Below are 17,351 nucleotides of genomic sequence, written 5' to 3' on the forward strand. Positions count from 1 at the left end.
GGCGTCTCGCGGGGGATGCGGCGTCGTCACGGTTCGTCGGGATCGCCTCCGGGGCGCTGTTCCTGGCGGTCGGAGGAGGCGTCGTCGGTGGTCTCGTGCGCCGGTTTCTTCTTCTTGGGCGCCATGAAGTTCAGGCGGTCGGCCGCGTCGAGGAGGCGGGTGATGCGCGAGCCGAGCTTCATCAGCTGGACGAGGCGCTCGGTCTCGATGCGGCGCACGTCGTCGTACCAGTCGGACATCATGTCCATCAGGTCGTGCATGGCGCGCATGCGCTCCTGGGCGTGCCGCTCGTAGGCGCTCTCGGGCGCCTCCATCAGCGCCTCGCGCAGCATGGACAAGGTCGGGTCGATCTCGCGCTTCTTGCGCTCCTCGACGAGCGTGCGGACGATCTGCCAGATGTCCTCCGGTGCGGAATAATAGTCCCGCCGGTCGCCGGGCTTGTGCTGCAGGCGCACGAGGCTCCAGGCCTGCAGCTCCTTGAGCCCCATGGAGACGTTCGAGCGCGAGACGCCCAGCGCCTCGACGATGTCGTCTGCGTTGAGCGGCTCGGGGGCGACGAAGAGCAGGGCGTAGATCTGCCCGACCGTGCGGTTGACGCCCCAGCGGCCGCCCATCTCGCCGAAATGGAGCACGAAGGTCTGGACCAGCGGGGGAAGGTTCATGGCTGTGGCTTTCGGCGGGGGGATCCGCTGTTTCCGAACTTTCAGATTTTTCTGAAATATCGGATCTTCTGGGAAAACATCCATGCGACGGGGCGTCGCTGTGGCGGGATTGGTGAAGGGAGCGTCACCGCCGCGGCGCGCCGGCCGTCGTCTGCGCAGGACCCACGTCCTGAATGCGCCGGGACGGACTTGCTCGCTCGGGCATTGCGGCTAGGCTCGCGGTTCGAGCGCGGGCGCCGATTCGGTCGGCCGCGACGCGCGCATCGCACGAGCGGAGCCGTTATGGACGAGACAGGCGCTGGAGGCCGTACCCTCGGTCCCTCCCTCCCCGAGCTCGCCGCCGCGCTCGACCGGCTGGAGGCGCGCGCCTGCGGGCTCGCGCACGAGGGTTGGCGGGGCCGCACGGGTGCGCCGCTCTTCTGCGACAGAATGTCACGATCGGTCAACATCGCCTGTGCGCATACGACTGCTCGTTACGTTCTGCGCGACGCCGTCCTCGCCCTGCGGGCCCGCGGCCGTCCCGAGGCTGTCGCTTGGCTCGCCGAGTGGCAGGCGCTGGACGCCGAGATCGGCCGCTGCGACCACGCTCGCTCCGAGGCTGAAAAGGTCGAGGATGCCGCAGCCGTCGCGACCGCGGCCGCCGATCACGCAGCGGCGACCCGCGCCTTGGTGGCGCTGCACGCCCGGATCCGCGTCGCTATACTATCAGAAGGCGCAGAAGCTCCTCCGGCCGCCGAGCCGTGAGCTCGGCCGACGGTTGACGTCTGGATGCCTTTCGGGAAACAAGGTTGACTGTGGATCGCGTTTTGCGCCAATTGTGAGTGGCTTGCAATCGGTCTAAACCCGCTTTGCGCGTGTATGGAGACGCTCATGCTCGACCGTCCGATCGTCGGCCTCATCCTTCCGTTCGCCGGGGATTACGCCCCCGAGGGCTGGGCCATCTGCCGCGGCCAGCTGCTCGACCCGCGGGCGTATCCGGAGCTCTTCCTGCTCATTCGCGAAACCTATGGCGGCGACGGCGAGCGCAGCTTCGCGCTGCCGGACCTCGTCGGGCGCACGCTCTACGGCGCGGGCACGAGCGCCGACGCGTACGACGTGCCGCTCGGGCATGTCACGTCGGCCCCGCCCCGCTCGGGCTCACCCGACGGCGACGCCCCGCGCGGGGCGGTAGCGATCAACTGGATCATCTGCTTGCGCGGCGAGATCCCCGAGCCGGCACGCACCTGAACAGCCGCTCGGGCCGCCGTCCCGGAAACCGAGCTCGCTCGGCAGGAAGGCGTCCGGGTCGACCGGCTGGAAGCGACCAGCGAAGCCCGCGCGCGGGCGTCCACGGCGGCGCACCACCTCCTTCTCGAACGCGACGAAATAGTCGAGCCGCCCGGAGCTCGCGAAGACCGGGTGTATCTCGACCGCGCAGAGATAGCTCGTCCCGTCCGGGCGATAATTGACCAGGCACTCGGAAACCGGCTCGCGGCGGCGCAGGCCGCGGGCGATCTTCATCGTCGCGAGGCGGCTCGTCTCCGGACCTTGCAGCAATCGTGGCGAGCGGCCGAGAACCTCGTCCTTCCCGCGTTTCACCATGGCGAGGAAGGGGGCGTTCACGTGAACGATGGTGGGACCGGGACGCGCGAGATCCGCCTCGGTGAGCAGGAGGGCGGTCTGGGGGGAATCGGCGGAAAGGGCCAGCACATCGGACATCAGCATGATGACGTCAGTGTCGATGGAGACGAATTAAAAATCGGTTAATACCGAGCGGCCGTCCACGTCGGCAGGCGACATCGTGAATTAATGTAGGTTAACCTTCCAAGTTCGTCCGAGGATAGGGCTCCGATCGGCAGGCTCTAGACCGGTGTCGTGCTTCGAACACCTCTGGGGTCGGCTCACACGACCCCGAGTACGAGTAGAAGGACGAGCGTCAGAACTACGGAAACCGCCAAGGAACCCAAGCAACCGATTCGGCTGGAGAAGAAGACGAACATGCGGTCCCTCCTTTCGGGGAGCGAACCGCACGCGTCGCCGCTTCGTTCCGGCCGCGCCCTCAGGCGAGGGCGTCGAGCTTGGCGAGGTCGACGTTCGCGCCGCAGAGGAGGACGCCCACACGCTCGCCCGGCTCGGGTCTGTAGGCCCCCGACAGGAGCGCGGCGAGCGCGGCCGCCCCGCCGGGCTCGGTGGCGATTCGAAAGTCCCGCCACAACGCACGCTGAGCGTCGGTGATCGCCTCGTCGGGCACGAGGGCGACGTGGTCGACGGCGGCGCGCGCGATCTCCGTGACGAGACGCCCGGCGCTGCGCGCCCCCAGCGAATCGGCCGCCACGGACTGGACCTCGACGTCGACGGGCTCCCCCGTCGCGAGCGCGGCGTGGAGCGCGCGGGAATTTTCCGGCTCGACGCCCACCACCTTCACTCGCCCGCCGAACCAGGCGGCGATCCCGGCGATCAGCCCGCCGCCGCCGACGGCGACGAGCACGGTGTCGAGGCCGCCCGCCGCGTCCTCCTCCCATTCGAGCGCCACCGTCCCCTGCCCGGCGATGGTCGCCTCCGCGTCGTAGGCGTGGACCGACAGCGCGCCGGTGGCGGCGATGTGCATGCCGCAGGCGAAGAGCGCGTCGGCGTAGCGCGGCCCGCCGATCGTCACCTCGGCGCCCATGCGCCGGATCACGTCGACCTTCGCCTTGGGCGAGATCTCCGGCACGAAGATCGTCGCCTTGTGGCCGAGTTGGTGGGCGGCGTAGGCCACGGCCGCGCCGTGGTTGCCGCCCGACGCCGCGGCGACGCCGGCCGCCGGCACGCTCTCGACGAGCAGGTTGTTGAAGGCCCCGCGCGCCTTGAACGAGCCGGCGTGCTGCAGGAACTCGAGCTTCAGGCTCACCGGCCCGTCGTGGCCGAAGGCGGAGGGAAGCGTCCAGACCGGCGTGCGGCGCACGTGATGCGCGATGCGGGCATGTGCCGCGCGGATGTCGTCCGGCGTGACGGGAAGCGCTGCGGGCGCGGTCATGGAAGCCTCCTCGGATGCGAGCCGTTTCTCCTTAGTCGCGCGCACGAGCCGACGCCAGCGATGCGCCGCAAGCCCCGTCTGCGCGAAAGCGCCGGCCTCAGGCCCAGATCGCGATCGGCAGGCCGAAGGCGTCGCGCTCCGGCGGATCGGGGAAGGGTCGCGCCAGCTCCTCCGCCAGACGCCCCGCGACGACGAGGCAGGCGAGCGAGTCGAGGAGGTCGTCGGGCCCGACGCCCCGGGGCCGCGCGGCCTCGATCAGCGCCGGCGCGATCCCGGCCGCGGCGAGGAGCGCGCGGCGTTGGGCGAGGCCCGGCTCGTGCGGGCGGCTCTTCACCTTCTTCGGCGTTTCGAGCGCGCGATCGCCGTTCATGCGCCAGAAGGCGAGCTCGGGATGCACCTCGAAGACCCGCTCGGAGGCGCCGGGTCGCGCGCGCAGCACGGCGTCGATCTCGCGGATCTTGGGGAAGAGGTGGAAGCCCTGCTTCGAGACCTTGCGCGGCGGCGTCGAGGTCGCGAGCGCCGCCGCGCAGGACTCGGCGTAGGTCGCCGCCTCCACCGCCGCGCGGGCGGGGATGGAGAACACGCTCGACTGGCGCGCGCCGAGAAGCGGGCGCGCCGCCTGCTCGGCCGCCCGGCCGGGGCCGACGATCCGGTCGGGGAGGCCGATCGGCATGTCGATGGCGACGACCCGCGGCGCCTCCGGCGCGTCGAGGATGGCGGCGAGTTCGGGCGCGACGCGCAGCCGCGGCGGCTCGGCCCCGTCGAGCCGCGCGAAGGCGACGACCCAGCCGGCGGGGCAGCCGTCGGCGCCGGCGATCCAGGGGGAGGTCATGGCGGGCTAGTGGATGCGGTCCCCGACCCGGCGAGCCTCACGGACGCCGCGACCCGCCGACGGACGACCGGACCGGCGCGCTTCCAGGATGGTCTCCAGCGCCTTAGGGTCGCGCATCCACCTGTCGTACTCGGGTTCCGTCATGCCCAGGAACTCGTGGAGCTCGAGAGGGCCGTCGTACCTGTCGTGCCACTCTTCGACGTGGTCCAGAATTCCCTCCGGGCGCGCTTCGCCAGCCGCCAAGAGGCCGATGAATGTGCGTCTAGACATCGATTCGCCTTCCCTTGACCGCTCGCTTCGTCTTGTCCCCGGCAATCGGATCGACGACGCCGAGGTGGCGTCCGCGGACACCGGACATCTCCAGCTCCCCGTGCAGCGAGTCCCATTCGTATATGCGCTCCGGGTCCGCGCTGCGCCACACTTTCCTGCCCCGGGGGGCGCCTATCGGCTCGAGCGTATCGACGATGGACGGACTTGGAACGGTCTTCCGCACGCGCGCAGTTCCGTCGACTCCAGACTTTCACCCGGATACAGCATTGGGATGCGGCACGCCAGGCGGAAATATCTCCTGTCGTCTCACCGAGCCGAAAGCCCACCCAAACTCCCCCCGTGACCCCGCGGCCCTCTCGCCCTAATCTCCGGCGCGTCGCATCACCCCGGAGCCCGTCATGACCGCCGCCGCCTCCCCGCCCCGTCCCGTCGCCGCCAAGCCGCTCGGCGAGGGCGACCGGCTGATCCTGGTGGACGGCTCGTCCTTCGTGTTCCGGGCCTTCTTCCAGTCCATGAACCAGGACGCGCGCTACAATTTCCGCTCGGACGGCCTGCCGACCGGGGCCGTGCGCTTGTTCTGCGTCAAGCTGCTGCAATTCCTCAAGGACGGCGCGGCGGGCGTGAAGCCGACCCATCTCGCCATCGTGCTCGACAAGTCCGAGGGCGGCTTCCGGCGCGAGGTCTATCCCGAGTACAAGGGCCACCGCCCCGACGCGCCGGAGGACCTCAAGGCGCAGATGCCGTTGATGCGCCACGCGGTGCGGGCCTTCGGGCTCGAGCCGGTCGAACTCGAGCGCTACGAGGCCGACGACCTCATCGCCGCCTACGCCAAGGACGCGGCCGCCCGCGGGGCCGAGGTGCTGATCGTCTCCGCCGACAAGGACCTGATGCAGCTCGTCGGCCCGAAGGTGCGGTTCTTCGACTTCGAATCGGGCGTGAAGGGCAAGCCCGGCTACCGCCCCGAGCGCGACCTCGACGAGGCGGCGGTGATCGAGCGCTGGGGCGTGCCGCCGGCGAAGATCGTCGACATGCTGGCGCTGATGGGCGACACCTCCGACAACGTGCCGGGCGTCCCCGGCATCGGCCAGAAGACGGCCGCGCAGCTCATCGGCGAGTACGGCGACCTCGAGACGCTGCTCGCCCGGGCGGAGGAGATCAAGCAGCCCAAGCGGCGCGAGGCGCTCATCGCCAACGCCGATATCGCCCGGCTCTCCAGGCGGCTCGTCGAGCTCGACGACAAGGCGCCGGTTCCCGTGCCCCTCGACGATCTGGCGCTGGGCGAGCTCGACGCCCGCCGGCTGATCGCCTTCTTCAAGGCGATGGAGTTCACCACGGTGACGAAGCGTGTCGCCGCCGAGTACGACATCGATCTCAACAGCGTCGAGCCGGATCCGGCGCTCGCCCGCGCCGCCGGTGCGGGCGCGGCCGAAGAGGGAGCGGAGGCGCCGGGCGGCGAGGGGGGCGTCGCGCCGAGCGCCGACGAGGACGCGACGCCCGCCCGGGTGGTGGCGCTGCGCCTCAAGGAGGCCACAGATGTCAAGGTCGATCGCGAGCGCTACGAGCGGGTGACGACGCGGGAGCGCCTCCAGGCCTGGGTCGAGGAGGCGCGCGCCGTCGGGCTCGTCGCCTTCGATACCGAGACGACCGCGCTCGAGGCGCACAAGGCCGACCTCGTCGGCTTCTCCCTCGCCACCGGCCCGAGCCGGGCCTGCTACGTGCCGCTCCAGCACCGCGACCCGGAGGGCGACCTGTTCTCCGGCAACGGCCTCCTGCCGGACCAGATCCCGATCACCGAGGCGCTCGCCATCGTGCGGCCGATGCTGGAGGACCCGGGCGTCCTCAAGATCGCGCACAACATGAAATACGACTGGCTGGTGATGAAGCGCCACGGCGTCGTCGTCGAGCCCTTCGACGACACGATGCTGATGTCCTACGTGCTCGACGCCGGGCGCAACAACCACGGCATGGACGACCTCGCCCAGCGCCATCTCGGCCATACCTGCGTCGCCTATGCCGAGGTCGCGGGCTCCGGCAAGGCGCAGGTGAGCTTCGACCGCGTGGCGATCGACAAGGCGACGACCTACGCCGCCGAGGACGCCGACGTGACGCTGCGGCTGTGGCGCCTGCTCAAGCCCCGCCTCGTCGCCGAGCGCAAGACCACGGTCTACGAGACGCTGGAGCGGCCGATGGCGGCCGTGCTGGCGCGGATGGAGGAGCGCGGCATCAAGGTCGATCGGCAGGTTCTTAGCCGGCTCTCTTCCGATTTCGCCCAGACCATGGCGCGGCTCGAGGAGGAGATCCAGGAGGACGCCGGCGAGCGCTTCTCGGTGGGAAGCCCAAAGCAGATCGGGGAAATCCTGTTCGGCAAGCTCGGCCTTCCCGGCGGCAAGAAGACGCCGTCCGGCCAATGGGCGACGCCGGCCTCGGCGCTCGAGGAGCTCGCCGAGGCGGGGCATGAATTGCCGGCTAAGATACTCGAATGGCGGCAGGTACAGAAGCTGAAGTCGACCTATTCGGATTCGCTGCCGGGCTACATGGACGAGGCGGGGCGCGTGCATACCTGCTTCTCGCTCGCCGCCACCACGACGGGTCGGCTGTCGTCGTCCGACCCGAACCTGCAGAACATCCCGGTCCGCACCGAGGCCGGCCGCAAGATCCGCACGGCCTTCGTCGCCGAGCCGGGCTACCGGATCGTCTCGGCCGACTACAGCCAGATCGAGCTGCGCCTCCTCGCCCACATCGCCGACATCCCGCAGATGCAGAAGGCCTTCGCCGACGGGGTCGACATTCACGCGACGACGGCGTCAGAGATGTTCGGCGTGCCCCTCGACCAGATGACGTCCGACCTGCGCCGGCAGGCCAAGACCATCAATTTCGGCATCATCTACGGCATCTCCGCCTTCGGGCTGGCCAACCGGCTCGGCATCCCGCAGGGCGAGGCGGCGGCCTTCATCAAGCGCTATTTCGAGCGCTTCCCCGGCATCCGCGTCTACATGGACGAGACCAAGAAGTTCTGCCGGGAGACCGGCTTCGTCACCACACTCTTCGGGCGCGTCTGCCACTATCCGGGCATCCGCGCCGGCAACCCGGCGGAGCGCGCCGGCGTCGAGCGCCAGGCCATCAACGCCCCGATCCAGGGCTCCGCCGCCGACATCATCCGCCGGGCCATGGCCCGCATGGAGGACGCGCTCACGGAGGCGAAGCTCTCGGCGCGCATGCTGCTCCAGGTCCACGACGAGCTCGTCTTCGAGGTGCCCGAGGACGAGGTCGACGCCACGCTGCCGGTCGTCACGCGCGTGATGGAGGAGGCCCCCCACCCGGCGCTGACGCTGAAGGTGCCGCTGGCGGTGGAGGCGCGCGCGGCGGGGAACTGGGAGGAGGCCCACTGAGGGCGCGCGCCCCGCATCCGCCTCACGCCTTCGCGCCGCTCTCCTCCGGCGCGCCCGTCGTGTTCGCCGAGATGCTCTCCACCGCCTCGGCGTCGGTGGTGACCGGGACCTGCGGCTTCGACGCGTCGGCCGCGCCGTTGGTCGCGCGCTCGGCGAGGATGCGCAGCGGCGGGGCCGAGCCGTCCTTGCCCTCGCCGGCGTACAGGGTGAGGTGCGGGAAGGGGATCTCGATGCCGCGCGCGTCGAAGACCTGCTTGACCATCTCCAGATAGGCGCGGCCCGTCGCCCATTGCTTGCCGGGCGCCGTCTTGATGCGGGCGCGGATGACGACGGCGGAATCGGCCAGCGCCTCCACGCCCCAGAGCTCGAACGGCCCCAGGATGTCCGGCCCGTGCTCCTCCGACTGCGTGAGCAGGTCGAAGGCCTCCTGCATCGCCTGCTTCACCTCGACCACGTTCTCGCGATAGGCGACGCCGATGTCGGCCACGTAATAGGCGAAGTGGCGCATCATGTTGGAGACCATGTCGACGGACGAGAACGGAACGACGTGGTACGTGCCCTGCAGGTCGCGGATCGAGACGGAGCGGATCGTCAGCCGCTCGACCACGCCGGAGATGCCGCCGGCGGAGACGACGTCGCCCTCGTTCATGGCGTTCTCGAGCTGGATGAACACGCCGGTGATGACGTCCTGCACCAGCTTCTGCGCGCCGAAGCCCACCGCGAGGCCGACCACGCCCGCGCCGGCGAGGAGCGGGCCGACGTTCACGCCGAGCTCGGCCAGAACCATGATCGCCACGACGACGACGAGCGTCACCGTGAAGGCGTTGCGGAACAGCGAGAGCAGCGTGCGCTCGCGCGCCGTCGGCGGCGTGCCGTAATCCGGGTTGAGCCGGTATTCCACCCAGGACGAGACGATGATGTAGGCGGCGATCCCGAACAGGATCAGCAGGAAGGCCGAGATCAGCGCCGTCGTCACCTCGAAGCCGACGCCGGTCGAGGCCCAGGCGAGGAAGTCGAACAGCTCCCAGGCCTGCGCCACGGCGACGAGCACGCCGATCAGCACGACGAGCCGGATCACGTGGAGCACCTTCGGCACGAAGGCGTTGAGCCGCGATTCGAGCAGAGGCAGGCGCTGCTTGACGTCGGGCGACAGGCGCATGCCCCCCGAGATCACCCGCGACAGGAAGCTCGCCACCAGAACGCCGATGCCGAGCGCGATCACGCTCTCCAGCGTCGCGCCGAGCATGTAGGTGAGCGCGCCGCGCGGGCGCGTCATCCAGATCAGGAACAGCGCCACGAAATAGAGGATCGCGAAGATATGCCAGACCCGCGCCAGCGCCGCCATGAACTTGGCGGTGGCGTCGTTCTCGCCGTTGACGGCGCGCCGCATCATCAGGTCGCGCACGGCGTCGCGGTTCTGCAGCGTCACCAGGATGCCGATCAGGCAGGCGGTGAGGATGGCGAGCACGCGCACCGCCTGGCCGGCCGTGAAGGACACGTTCCAGGCCGCGATCGGGGCGACGAAGAGGAAGGCGTACACCACGATCGAGGTCGTGCGCGCGATCCAGAAATACCAATACGCCGCGGCGGTGTCGGTGATCACCGGGAACAGCCGCAGGCTCGAGCGGCGCGGGCGCAGCACGCTTCGGGCGGCGAGCTTGATGCCCTCCGCCATCACGAAGGCGTTGATGAAGAGCTGCTGGTTGAGCGCGTTCATGCCCGTGGCGCCCCAGCGCACGGCGACGAAGGTGCCGATCGCCCAGGCGGCGGCGAGCGCCGTCGCCTCGAGCGCGAGCGTGGCGAGGGAGAAGATCGTGCGGCCGATCCAGGTCTCGGTGTGGCGGTGCCGGGCGAGGCGGTCGGCGATGCGGCCCGCGACCCAGCGCAGCACGAGATAGGTCGCGACGATCACCGCGATGACGAGGGCGAGGCCGGCGAGCACGCGCCCGAGCCGTTCGACGTCGTCCATCGAGACGTCGCGCCAGAGCGCCCCCACCGTGTCGATCGCCCGGCCGGTGACGGCGAAGACGCCGGCGATCTCCTCGGCGATGCCGCGGGTCTGCTCGGCGATCATGCGCGCGAACGGAACGGGCTGCGCCTCCTCGGCCTGCGCCGCGAGATCGGCGGCCGCCTCCGGCGCGGCGGCGGAGAGCGCCTCGATCAGCCGGGCGCGAGCGGCGTCGTCCTCCAGCACGCCGAGCAGCGCCTCGAGCTCGGGCGAGACCGGCGTGGCCGTCTCCTCGCCCGCGGGCGCCGTCTCGCCCTCGGCCTCCTGAGCCTGGACCGGCGCAGCGAGGCCGGGGATCTGCGCCTGCGCGGCCGCACCGGCCAGGACCGCGATGGCGAAAGCGAGAGCGAGAATCAGGGCCACGGCGGCGAGGCGCGTGTGCGAACGGGCGAAGACGATGAGAGACGGGCGATGGCGCATGAAGTCGGGGGAGGGACAGGGGATCCGGAGAAGAAGCCCGCGCGAATCCGCGCCGGCGCGAAGGCCGCACTATAGGGAAATGCTGCGCGAGGAAAACCGCCCCTCCCGCATATCGGCTCTGCTCACGCGCCCGTGAAGGCGATGGCGATCCCGTCCGCCGTATGCCGCACCACCTGCGCCGGCATGGCCCCGAGCCGCGCGCGGGTCCCGATCGGCGGGCGCGCGGCGGTCTCGAGGCGCGCGCCGCCGAAGGAGAGATCGCGCACGACGACCGCCTCGGCCGCCTCGCCGTCGAGGGCGAGGGTGGCGGCGGCGGGCGGCGGCAGGTGCCGCTCGTGCCGGCGCAGCTCCGCCCGCGCGCCGTCGAGCCGCTGCTCCAGCCAGATCAAGGCGGCGACCCGGTCCGGCCGGCCGTCCCGGTCGAAGGCGATCGCGAAGCCGTCCTCGAGGAAGCGCGCCACGCGGCCGCGCACGAGGCCGATCTGCCCGATCAGGGCCGAGACGATCTCGCCCTCGACCACCGGCGCCGCGCAGGCCAGCGCCGCGCCGTCGGCGGAGACGCAGGTCGTCTCGGCGAGGAAGGCCGATCCGTCGCCGAGCGCGACCCGGCAGGGCAGCGCGATCGCGATCCGCTCCGCCCGCCGGCGGTCGACATGGAACGGGGAATAGGCCTGGTCGAGCCGCATCGCAACGCCCTCGTGCGCGGCGCGGAAACCGCCCGCGCCGATCCCGAGAGCATGCGCGCGGCCTCTTGCGCGGAGCTTGCGGCAGCGTCGGCGCCCGACGCTCAGCCGCCGGACGCGCCCCCGCCGACGAGGACGATGTGCAGCCGCCGCGGGCCGTGGGCGCCGAGGAACATGGTCTGCTCGATGTCGGCCGAGCGGGAGGGGCCGGTGACCCAGTTCACCGTGCGCGGCATCGCGCCCTTGCCGAGGCGCTCGCGCAGGCGCGCCCAGAGCGTCTCGTAGTCGCCCGCCACCTCCGCCGCGTCGAGGACGACGATGTGGTTGTCGGGCAGGAAATTGAGCGTCGTCGGGTTCTCGGGCCCGGAGACGAGGGCGAGCGTGCCGCTCTCCGCGACGCCGCCCATGGCGTGGCTCACCGCGTTGAGGTCGCGCCCGTCGCTCGGGCCGATGGCGATCTCGAGGGGCGTGTCGTCCCAGGGCAGGGCGGAGAGCCGCGGATCGGAGCCCATCCGCAGCGTGGCGGGCAGGTTGTGCGAGCGCAGATAGGCCGCGATCGCCGCCGGGACCTCGCCCGGCGCCTCGACCTCGGCCACGGTGGCGAGCGCCGCCTCGGCCTGGGCGATGAACAGCTCGAGGCGGGCGCGGCCCTCCACCTGCCCGCGGGCGGGCACGACCCCCGCCGGCGCGCCGGCGAGGCGCTCGGCGACGACGGCGCGGCGGGGGGCCTCGCGCCCGGTGACCCCGAGCGAGCGGCGGATGGTGGCGAGGATGTCGTCGCGGGCGGAGGTGTCGCGGGCGGTGCTCATCGTCCCCTCCTCACGCCGCGCGTTTCGCGGGCGCCGCGCGCCCGGCGCGCTCGCGGGCGAAGCGCTCCTGGAAGGTGCCGCCCTGGGGGGCGGGGAAGTCGCGGTACTTCGTCCAGCCGGCGGCGAGGGGCAGCCAGGCGAAACGGCCCTTCGAGCGCCCGGCGAAGGCCAGCGCGCCCATGCCGATCCGGGTCGCGAGGCGATAGAGCGCCGGGCGCCGCGCGAAGAAGGCCCAGGCCTTCAGGCCGGAGCGGACGGTGGCGGGGGAGAGGTGGCGCTCGAACTCGCGCTCGCGCCAGTGCCGCATCAGCTTCGGCAGCGGGATGCGCACGGGGCACACGCTCTCGCAGCGCCCGCAGAAGGTGGAGGCGTTGGGCAGGTGGCCGCCCTTGTCGACGCCGATCAGCGAGGGCGTCAGCACCGCCCCCATCGGACCCGGATAAACCCACCCGTAGGCATGGCCTCCGACCGCGTGATACACGGGGCAGTGGTTCATGCAGGCGCCGCAGCGGATGCAGCGCAGCATTTCTTCGAAGTCGGTGCCCAGCATCGCCGAGCGGCCGTTGTCCAGCAACACCACATGGTACGACGCCGGGCCGTCCTCGTCAACATCGCGGCGGGGGCCGGTGGAGAAGGTGGTGTAGACGGAGAGTTCCTGGCCGGTGGCGGAGCGGGCGAGAACACGCAGAAGTTGAGACGCGTCCTCCAGCGTCGGCACGAGCTTCTCGAGCGAGGCCAGCACGACGTGGGTCTTGGGCAGGATCTGCGTGAGGTCGCCGTTGCCCTCGTTCGTCACGATGACGGAGGAGCCCGTCTCGGCGATCAGGAAGTTCGCGCCCGTGATGCCGACGTCGGCGGCGAGGAAGCGGTCGCGCAGCACGCCGCGGGCCTCGGTGAGGAGGCTCACGGGCTCGGAGAGGTCGCGCTTGGGGTCGAGATGGGTGTGCGCCCGGCGGAAATCCTCCTCCACCTGGGTGGCGTTGACGTGCACGGCGGGCGCGATGATGTGCGAGGGCGCCTCGTGCCGCAGCTGGATGATGTACTCGCCGAGATCGGTCTCCACCGGCTCGATGCCCTCGCCCTCGAGATGGGCGTTGAGCCCGATCTCCTCGGCGATCATCGACTTGCCCTTGGTGACGGTCCGCGCCCCCGCCTCCCGGCAGATCTCGGTGACGATGCGGCGCGCCTCCGCCGCGTCGCGGGCGAAATGCACGATCCCGCCCGTCTCCTCCACCTTGGCGACGTAGGCCTCGAGATAGAGGTCGAGATGCGCGAGCGTGTGGTTCTTGATGTCCCGCGCCGAATCTCGCAGCGCCTCGAATTCCGGCAGCCGCTCCGCCGCCTTCACCCGCTTCTCGATGAACCCCACCCGCACGTTCCCCATCGCCCGCTGCAGCTGGACGTCGTGCAGGGCCCGGTGGGCGTTGTCCTTGAACTGGGGGGAGGTGGCGTGAACGGACATGGCGGCTCCCGGGGTTCTGGTTGGAACCGTTGTAGCGGGGGATGCGCGGGTTGGCGAGGGGGGCGGAGGGTCGCGGGGGGATGGGGGAGGGGGGAGGGCGCCGTCCTTACCTGCGACGGTACCGCCGTGCTCGGTCCGCGCAAGGGCTTCGCCCTCCTCCGCTGCGCTGCGGCCCTTCGGGTGCGCTCCCCTGCGCGCGGCGGTGCGTGCGAGGCACGACGGCTCCGGGGGGATGACGGGCGCCCGACTCGCCATGTGTGGATGCCCCCCGTCGAGGCAAGCCGGTTTTCGATCCTCGGGGCATGTGATCGGATGCGTCCATGTGTCAGACCTCACGAGTGCGGCCGACCATGGCCGCGGGCCGGTATGGCGATGCGCGGGCCGGGTCCGGATCAAGGGAGAGGGCTCGAAGCCCAGCGGAGAGTCCTGGTTTTCCCGACCCCGATCTTGCCGATCGGTTTGCCCTTACGGATCGATGCACCTCCTTACGCTCGACACACCGGACGGCGACGGCCTGCGCTCAGCAGGCCGCACCGGCCGGATCTCTGTAATCCTCCTCGCGCGTCAGCATCGCCCAGATCGTCCGGGCCATCTTGTTGGCGAGCGCGATGGCCACAAGCATGCGCGGCTTCCTCGCCAGCATGTTCCCGATCCAGGAGCCTACCGGCGGCGGCGTGCGCACTGCCGATCGCACCACCGCCATCGCCCCGGTGATCAAGAGCCGGCGTATGTCGCGCTGGCCCATCTTGGAGGTCTTCCCGAGCCGCTGCTTCCCGCCGCTGGAGTGCTGCAGCGGCGTCAGCCCGAGCCAGGCCGCGAAGTCGCGCCCTCGGCGGAAGCTCGCCATCGCCGGCGCGAAGGTCTCCACGGCGAGCGCCGTCACGGGTCCGATCCCCGGCATCGTCTGGAGGCGCCGAGCCGTGCCGGAGGCGCGCGAGGCCGCGCGCATGCGCTCGTCGAGCTCGGCGACCCGCGCATCGAGTACGGCGATCTGCTCGAGCAGCATGCGCGCGAGGACGACGACGTCCTCCGGCAGATCCGCGCCTTCCTCGAGCGCCTTCGCCAGCCGGTCGACCTGCGCGACCCCGCGGGGAGCGACGAGGCCGTACTCGGCGAGATGGCCGCGCAGCGCGTTGATCAGCTGCGTGCGCTGGCGCACGAACAGATCGCGGCTGCGAAACAGCATGGCGCTCGCCTGCTGCTCCTGCGTCTTCACCGCCACGAACCGCATCGTCGGGCGTACGGCCGCCTCGGCGATCGCCTCCGCATCCGCGGCGTCGTTCTTGTGCCGCTTGACGAACGGCTTGACGTAGGCCGGCGGAATCAAGCGCACCTCGTGCCCGAGCTTCATGATCTCGCGCCCCCAGCCATGTGCGGTCGCGCAAGCCTCCATCGCGACGACGCACCGCGGCTGCGCCGCCAGGAACGGCAGGAACCGCGCCCGCGTCAGCGTCTTCCGGAAGGCCACCGACCCGTCCGCCCGCGCCCCGTGGACTTGGAAGAGACGCTTTGCCAGATCGACCGCGATCATCGTAACTTCGCCCATGGATGCTCCCTCCGCTCGTGGGTTGTGACAGGACCACGATGGCACATCGCGATGCCGTTGGGAGGGGGCATCCACACCATCAGGGGGATGGGGGCGCGTGATGGTCTACACTCGGGCGTTTTCCGAACTTGCCCGAACCGCACTGCAGCGCAACTCTAACCCGAGATCGTACGCTGGGGGGGGAGTGCGGTGGCTCGGCTCTACATCGCGAACACGGACAACGCCTGGTTCGACTTTCTGGCGGCGCGGCCGGATCTCGACGAGGTCAATTTCTGGAAGCCGTCTGCGGGCGGCTTCTCTGCGATCGGGGCCGGTGAGATGTTCGCCTTCAGGCTGAAAGCCCCGCGCAACGCCATCGCCGGGTTCGGCGTCTTCGCGTTCGCCCAGCCGTCGCCCATCGGTTGGGCCTGGGACGCCTTCGGAGAGCGCAACGGGTGCGCCTCCAAGGACGCGCTCGTCGCGGCGATCGCGCGCCTCAGGAAAGAGCAAGACGTCACTGAGTTCTCCGAGATCGGCTGCCGCATTCTGATCGACGCGGTGTTTCTGCCCGAGCGCCTCTGGATTCCCGTGCCGGACGACTGGTCGCCTAACATAGTGGGCGGAAAGACCTACGACGCGCAGGCCGGCGAAGGACGACGCGTTTACAACGCGCTTCTCGCCGCGGCGGAAGAACTGCGCGCGCCCACTCTCGCCGCCGGCCTGGCCGAAGGCGATCAGGCCCGCTACGGCGAGCCGGCCCTCGTCGCGCCGCGTCTGGGCCAGGGCGGATTTCGCCTCGCCGTGGCGCAGGCCTACGGCCGGCAATGCGCGATCTCGAACGGCAAGGTGCTGCCCGCGCTGGACGCGGCGCACATCGTGCCGTTCGGGAGGGGCGGCGCGCACGCCGTCTCGAACGGAATTCTCCTGCGCAAGGACATCCACAGCGTCTTCGACGCGGGCTTCGCCACGATCGACCCCGACTATTGCTTCGTCGTCAGCGACAAGGTGAGGACGCTGTTCAACAACGGCGAGGAGTACCGGCGGCTGCACGGGCAGCGGCTCAGGACACCGACGAGGTCCGAGCTGAAGCCGGATACGGCCTTCCTGCGCTGGCACAATGAGAATGTGTTTCGCGGGTGAGGGGAGGCGCCGCGTCCCCTCCGGGCCGCTTCGCGGCCCACCTCCCCTGCGGGGAGATGGCGGCGCGCTCCGATCGCGCCGGCTTTAGCGCATCCGGTCGGCGGCGAACCAGCCGGCTTCGGTGCGGCGGGCGAGGCCGATGGCGGCGAGGATGCGCAGGCCCTTTTCGACGCGCGCCACGCTGCGCCCGCCGTTGCGGAAGGCGCGGGCGAGGTCGCGCGGGTCGGTGGGGCGGCCGCGGGCGCGGAGCGCCCGGCGCACGGCCTCGACGAGCTTCTCGTCTTCCTTGGGCAGCGGCGGCGGTTCGACGGCCGCGACAGGTGCGGCGAAGTCGGCCTCGATCTGCACCTCGCGGCGCTTCATGCCGCGGCCGAACCGCGGGATCTGGTAGTCGGGCCGCAGCCAGCGCACGAGGCCGTTCGCCTCCTCCTCCGCCCGCTCGCGATTGAGGGCGACGAGCCGCTCCAGGATCGCCTCGTCGGAGAGATCCGCCGGCCAGCCGTAGGCCTCGGCGACGGCGGCGTCGATGCGCCGGTGCAGATCGTGGATCACGCCGACGCAGCCCTTGTCGTAGATGGCGCGCTCGCCCTCGTCGAGCGGCGCCGGCGGCGCGCGCCCCGGATCGGGCCGGCGCTCCCAGTCCTCCAGCGCGGCGATGCGTTCGCGCACATTGTAGAGCCGCGTCATGGTGAGGAAGTCGTGATCGGCGATGACGCGCTTGCGCAGCGCATCGAGTTCCTCCGCGAGCGCGCCGATGGCGGCGCGTTGGGCGTCGGTGGCGGCGGGGAAGGGGAAGGTGGTGAAGCACCGCGACTTATTATAACGCGGATCATTTCCGACGCCGAGCCACCCTCCAACGGCTTCGGCCCACACGATGTGGACGCGAGACGAAAGTACCCCAAGAGCCGCCGCGTCGCCTGAGCATATCGCGATCACCATGTGATCTGGGAGATAGGATTGCGGAAGAAACTGGAAAATTCGGTGCTTGCTTGTTTCGGTTGTAGCGATATACCGGCTCAAATTTTCTAAAGACGCTCTTAGCGTAGGGCGGGGTTCGGCAAAAATCCACCAGTTCTCTCGATAACTCCGTCGATTGTTTGTCTCCCTTTCAGGTTTAACATCAATGCTAAGTCTCTGGTACAGCGGTGCATACAAA

Annotated in this window: 16 protein-coding genes; 4 read left to right on the forward strand and 12 right to left on the reverse strand. The window is 70.5% G+C overall.

What is annotated here, in order from left to right:
• Window positions 1-26: 26 nt before the first annotated feature.
• Window positions 27-662 (reverse strand): GbsR/MarR family transcriptional regulator, encoded by a 636-nt coding sequence (locus ABL310_RS01700; RefSeq protein ID WP_349369990.1) that lies wholly within the window; start codon window positions 660-662, stop codon window positions 27-29.
• A gap of 282 nt (window positions 663-944) precedes the next feature.
• Between ABL310_RS01700 and ABL310_RS01705 the strand changes: the two genes are divergently transcribed.
• Both ABL310_RS01705 and ABL310_RS01710 read left to right on the forward strand, forming a co-directional pair.
• The gene (locus ABL310_RS01705; protein ID WP_349369991.1) at window positions 945-1,406 is read left to right on the forward strand and encodes a hypothetical protein; all 462 of its coding nucleotides are present in this window, start codon (window positions 945-947) and stop codon (window positions 1,404-1,406) included.
• A 126-nt stretch (window positions 1,407-1,532) separates the two neighbouring features.
• Complete coding sequence (locus ABL310_RS01710; protein ID WP_349369992.1) at window positions 1,533-1,889, forward strand: phage tail protein; 357 nt, start codon at window positions 1,533-1,535, stop codon at window positions 1,887-1,889.
• Here ABL310_RS01710 and ABL310_RS01715 read toward each other — a convergent pair.
• The 5 genes from ABL310_RS01715 to ABL310_RS01735 all read right to left on the reverse strand — a co-directional run bounded on the left by ABL310_RS01715 (window position 1,800) and on the right by ABL310_RS01735 (window position 4,982).
• Window positions 1,800-2,366, reverse strand: a complete 567-nt coding sequence (locus ABL310_RS01715; protein WP_349369993.1) for a PAS domain-containing protein — start codon at window positions 2,364-2,366, stop codon at window positions 1,800-1,802. The two genes, ABL310_RS01710 and ABL310_RS01715, sit on opposite strands and share 90 nt — an antisense overlap.
• A 334-nt stretch (window positions 2,367-2,700) precedes the next feature.
• Window positions 2,701-3,657 (reverse strand): threonine/serine dehydratase, encoded by a 957-nt coding sequence (locus ABL310_RS01720; protein WP_349369994.1) that lies wholly within the window; start codon window positions 3,655-3,657, stop codon window positions 2,701-2,703.
• Window positions 3,658-3,754: 97 nt separating this feature from the next.
• Window positions 3,755-4,489 (reverse strand): DUF429 domain-containing protein, encoded by a 735-nt coding sequence (locus ABL310_RS01725; RefSeq protein ID WP_349369995.1) that lies wholly within the window; start codon window positions 4,487-4,489, stop codon window positions 3,755-3,757.
• A 6-nt stretch (window positions 4,490-4,495) separates the two neighbouring features.
• Window positions 4,496-4,840, reverse strand: a complete 345-nt coding sequence (locus ABL310_RS01730) for a hypothetical protein (RefSeq protein WP_349372147.1) — start codon at window positions 4,838-4,840, stop codon at window positions 4,496-4,498.
• Window positions 4,752-4,982 carry a colicin E3/pyocin S6 family cytotoxin gene (locus ABL310_RS01735; protein WP_349369996.1) on the reverse strand — a complete coding sequence of 77 codons (231 nt, stop codon included), beginning with the start codon at window positions 4,980-4,982 and terminating at the stop codon, window positions 4,752-4,754. Before ABL310_RS01735 ends, ABL310_RS01730 begins: the two co-directional genes overlap by 89 nt.
• A gap of 175 nt (window positions 4,983-5,157) precedes the next feature.
• Between ABL310_RS01735 and polA the strand changes: the two genes are divergently transcribed.
• The gene (gene polA, locus ABL310_RS01740; RefSeq protein ID WP_349369997.1) at window positions 5,158-8,148 is read left to right on the forward strand and encodes a DNA polymerase I; all 2,991 of its coding nucleotides are present in this window, start codon (window positions 5,158-5,160) and stop codon (window positions 8,146-8,148) included.
• Between the two features lie 22 nt (window positions 8,149-8,170).
• Here polA and ABL310_RS01745 read toward each other — a convergent pair whose 3' ends face one another.
• From ABL310_RS01745 to ABL310_RS01765, 5 genes are all read right to left on the reverse strand, one after another.
• Entirely contained in the window at window positions 8,171-10,519 is a 2,349-nt protein-coding gene (locus ABL310_RS01745) for a mechanosensitive ion channel domain-containing protein (protein ID WP_349369998.1), read from the reverse strand.
• Between the two features lie 179 nt (window positions 10,520-10,698).
• Window positions 10,699-11,262, reverse strand: coding sequence for a PilZ domain-containing protein (locus ABL310_RS01750; RefSeq protein WP_349369999.1), 564 nt, complete (start codon window positions 11,260-11,262; stop codon window positions 10,699-10,701).
• Between the two features lie 101 nt (window positions 11,263-11,363).
• Window positions 11,364-12,068, reverse strand: coding sequence for a lactate utilization protein (locus ABL310_RS01755; protein WP_349370000.1), 705 nt, complete (start codon window positions 12,066-12,068; stop codon window positions 11,364-11,366).
• Between the two features lie 10 nt (window positions 12,069-12,078).
• Window positions 12,079-13,530, reverse strand: coding sequence for a LutB/LldF family L-lactate oxidation iron-sulfur protein (locus tag ABL310_RS01760; protein WP_349370001.1), 1,452 nt, complete (start codon window positions 13,528-13,530; stop codon window positions 12,079-12,081).
• A 520-nt stretch (window positions 13,531-14,050) separates the two neighbouring features.
• A complete protein-coding gene (locus tag ABL310_RS01765; protein ID WP_349370002.1) occupies window positions 14,051-15,076 on the reverse strand; it encodes an IS110 family transposase in 1,026 nt (341 codons plus the stop codon).
• Window positions 15,077-15,265: 189 nt separating this feature from the next.
• On the opposite strand from ABL310_RS01765, the gene ABL310_RS01770 reads away from it, so the two are divergent.
• Window positions 15,266-16,195 (forward strand): HNH endonuclease, encoded by a 930-nt coding sequence (locus tag ABL310_RS01770; RefSeq protein WP_349370003.1) that lies wholly within the window; start codon window positions 15,266-15,268, stop codon window positions 16,193-16,195.
• Between the two features lie 84 nt (window positions 16,196-16,279).
• Here the strand turns inward: ABL310_RS01770 and ABL310_RS01775 are convergent, their stop codons facing one another.
• Window positions 16,280-17,350, reverse strand: coding sequence for a type IIL restriction-modification enzyme MmeI (locus tag ABL310_RS01775; protein ID WP_349370004.1), 1,071 nt, complete (start codon window positions 17,348-17,350; stop codon window positions 16,280-16,282).
• Window position 17,351 lies beyond the last annotated feature (1 nt).

Source organism: Salinarimonas sp., assembly GCF_040111675.1.
Classification (GTDB): Bacteria; Pseudomonadota; Alphaproteobacteria; order Rhizobiales; family Beijerinckiaceae; genus Salinarimonas.

Coding starts and splice junctions, on each gene's coding strand:
- ABL310_RS01760 (WP_349370001.1), bottom strand. CDS start 13,530: ATGTCCGTTCACGCCACCTCCCCCCAGTTCAAGGACAACGCCCACCGG.
- ABL310_RS01720 (WP_349369994.1), bottom strand. CDS start 3,657: ATGACCGCGCCCGCAGCGCTTCCCGTCACGCCGGACGACATCCGCGCG.
- ABL310_RS01700 (WP_349369990.1), bottom strand. CDS start 662: ATGAACCTTCCCCCGCTGGTCCAGACCTTCGTGCTCCATTTCGGCGAG.
- ABL310_RS01750 (WP_349369999.1), bottom strand. CDS start 11,262: ATGCGGCTCGACCAGGCCTATTCCCCGTTCCATGTCGACCGCCGGCGG.
- ABL310_RS01715 (WP_349369993.1), bottom strand. CDS start 2,366: ATGCTGATGTCCGATGTGCTGGCCCTTTCCGCCGATTCCCCCCAGACC.
- ABL310_RS01710 (WP_349369992.1), top strand. CDS start 1,533: ATGCTCGACCGTCCGATCGTCGGCCTCATCCTTCCGTTCGCCGGGGAT.
- polA (WP_349369997.1), top strand. CDS start 5,158: ATGACCGCCGCCGCCTCCCCGCCCCGTCCCGTCGCCGCCAAGCCGCTC.
- ABL310_RS01765 (WP_349370002.1), bottom strand. CDS start 15,076: ATGGGCGAAGTTACGATGATCGCGGTCGATCTGGCAAAGCGTCTCTTC.
- ABL310_RS01725 (WP_349369995.1), bottom strand. CDS start 4,489: ATGACCTCCCCCTGGATCGCCGGCGCCGACGGCTGCCCCGCCGGCTGG.
- ABL310_RS01755 (WP_349370000.1), bottom strand. CDS start 12,068: ATGAGCACCGCCCGCGACACCTCCGCCCGCGACGACATCCTCGCCACC.
- ABL310_RS01705 (WP_349369991.1), top strand. CDS start 945: ATGGACGAGACAGGCGCTGGAGGCCGTACCCTCGGTCCCTCCCTCCCC.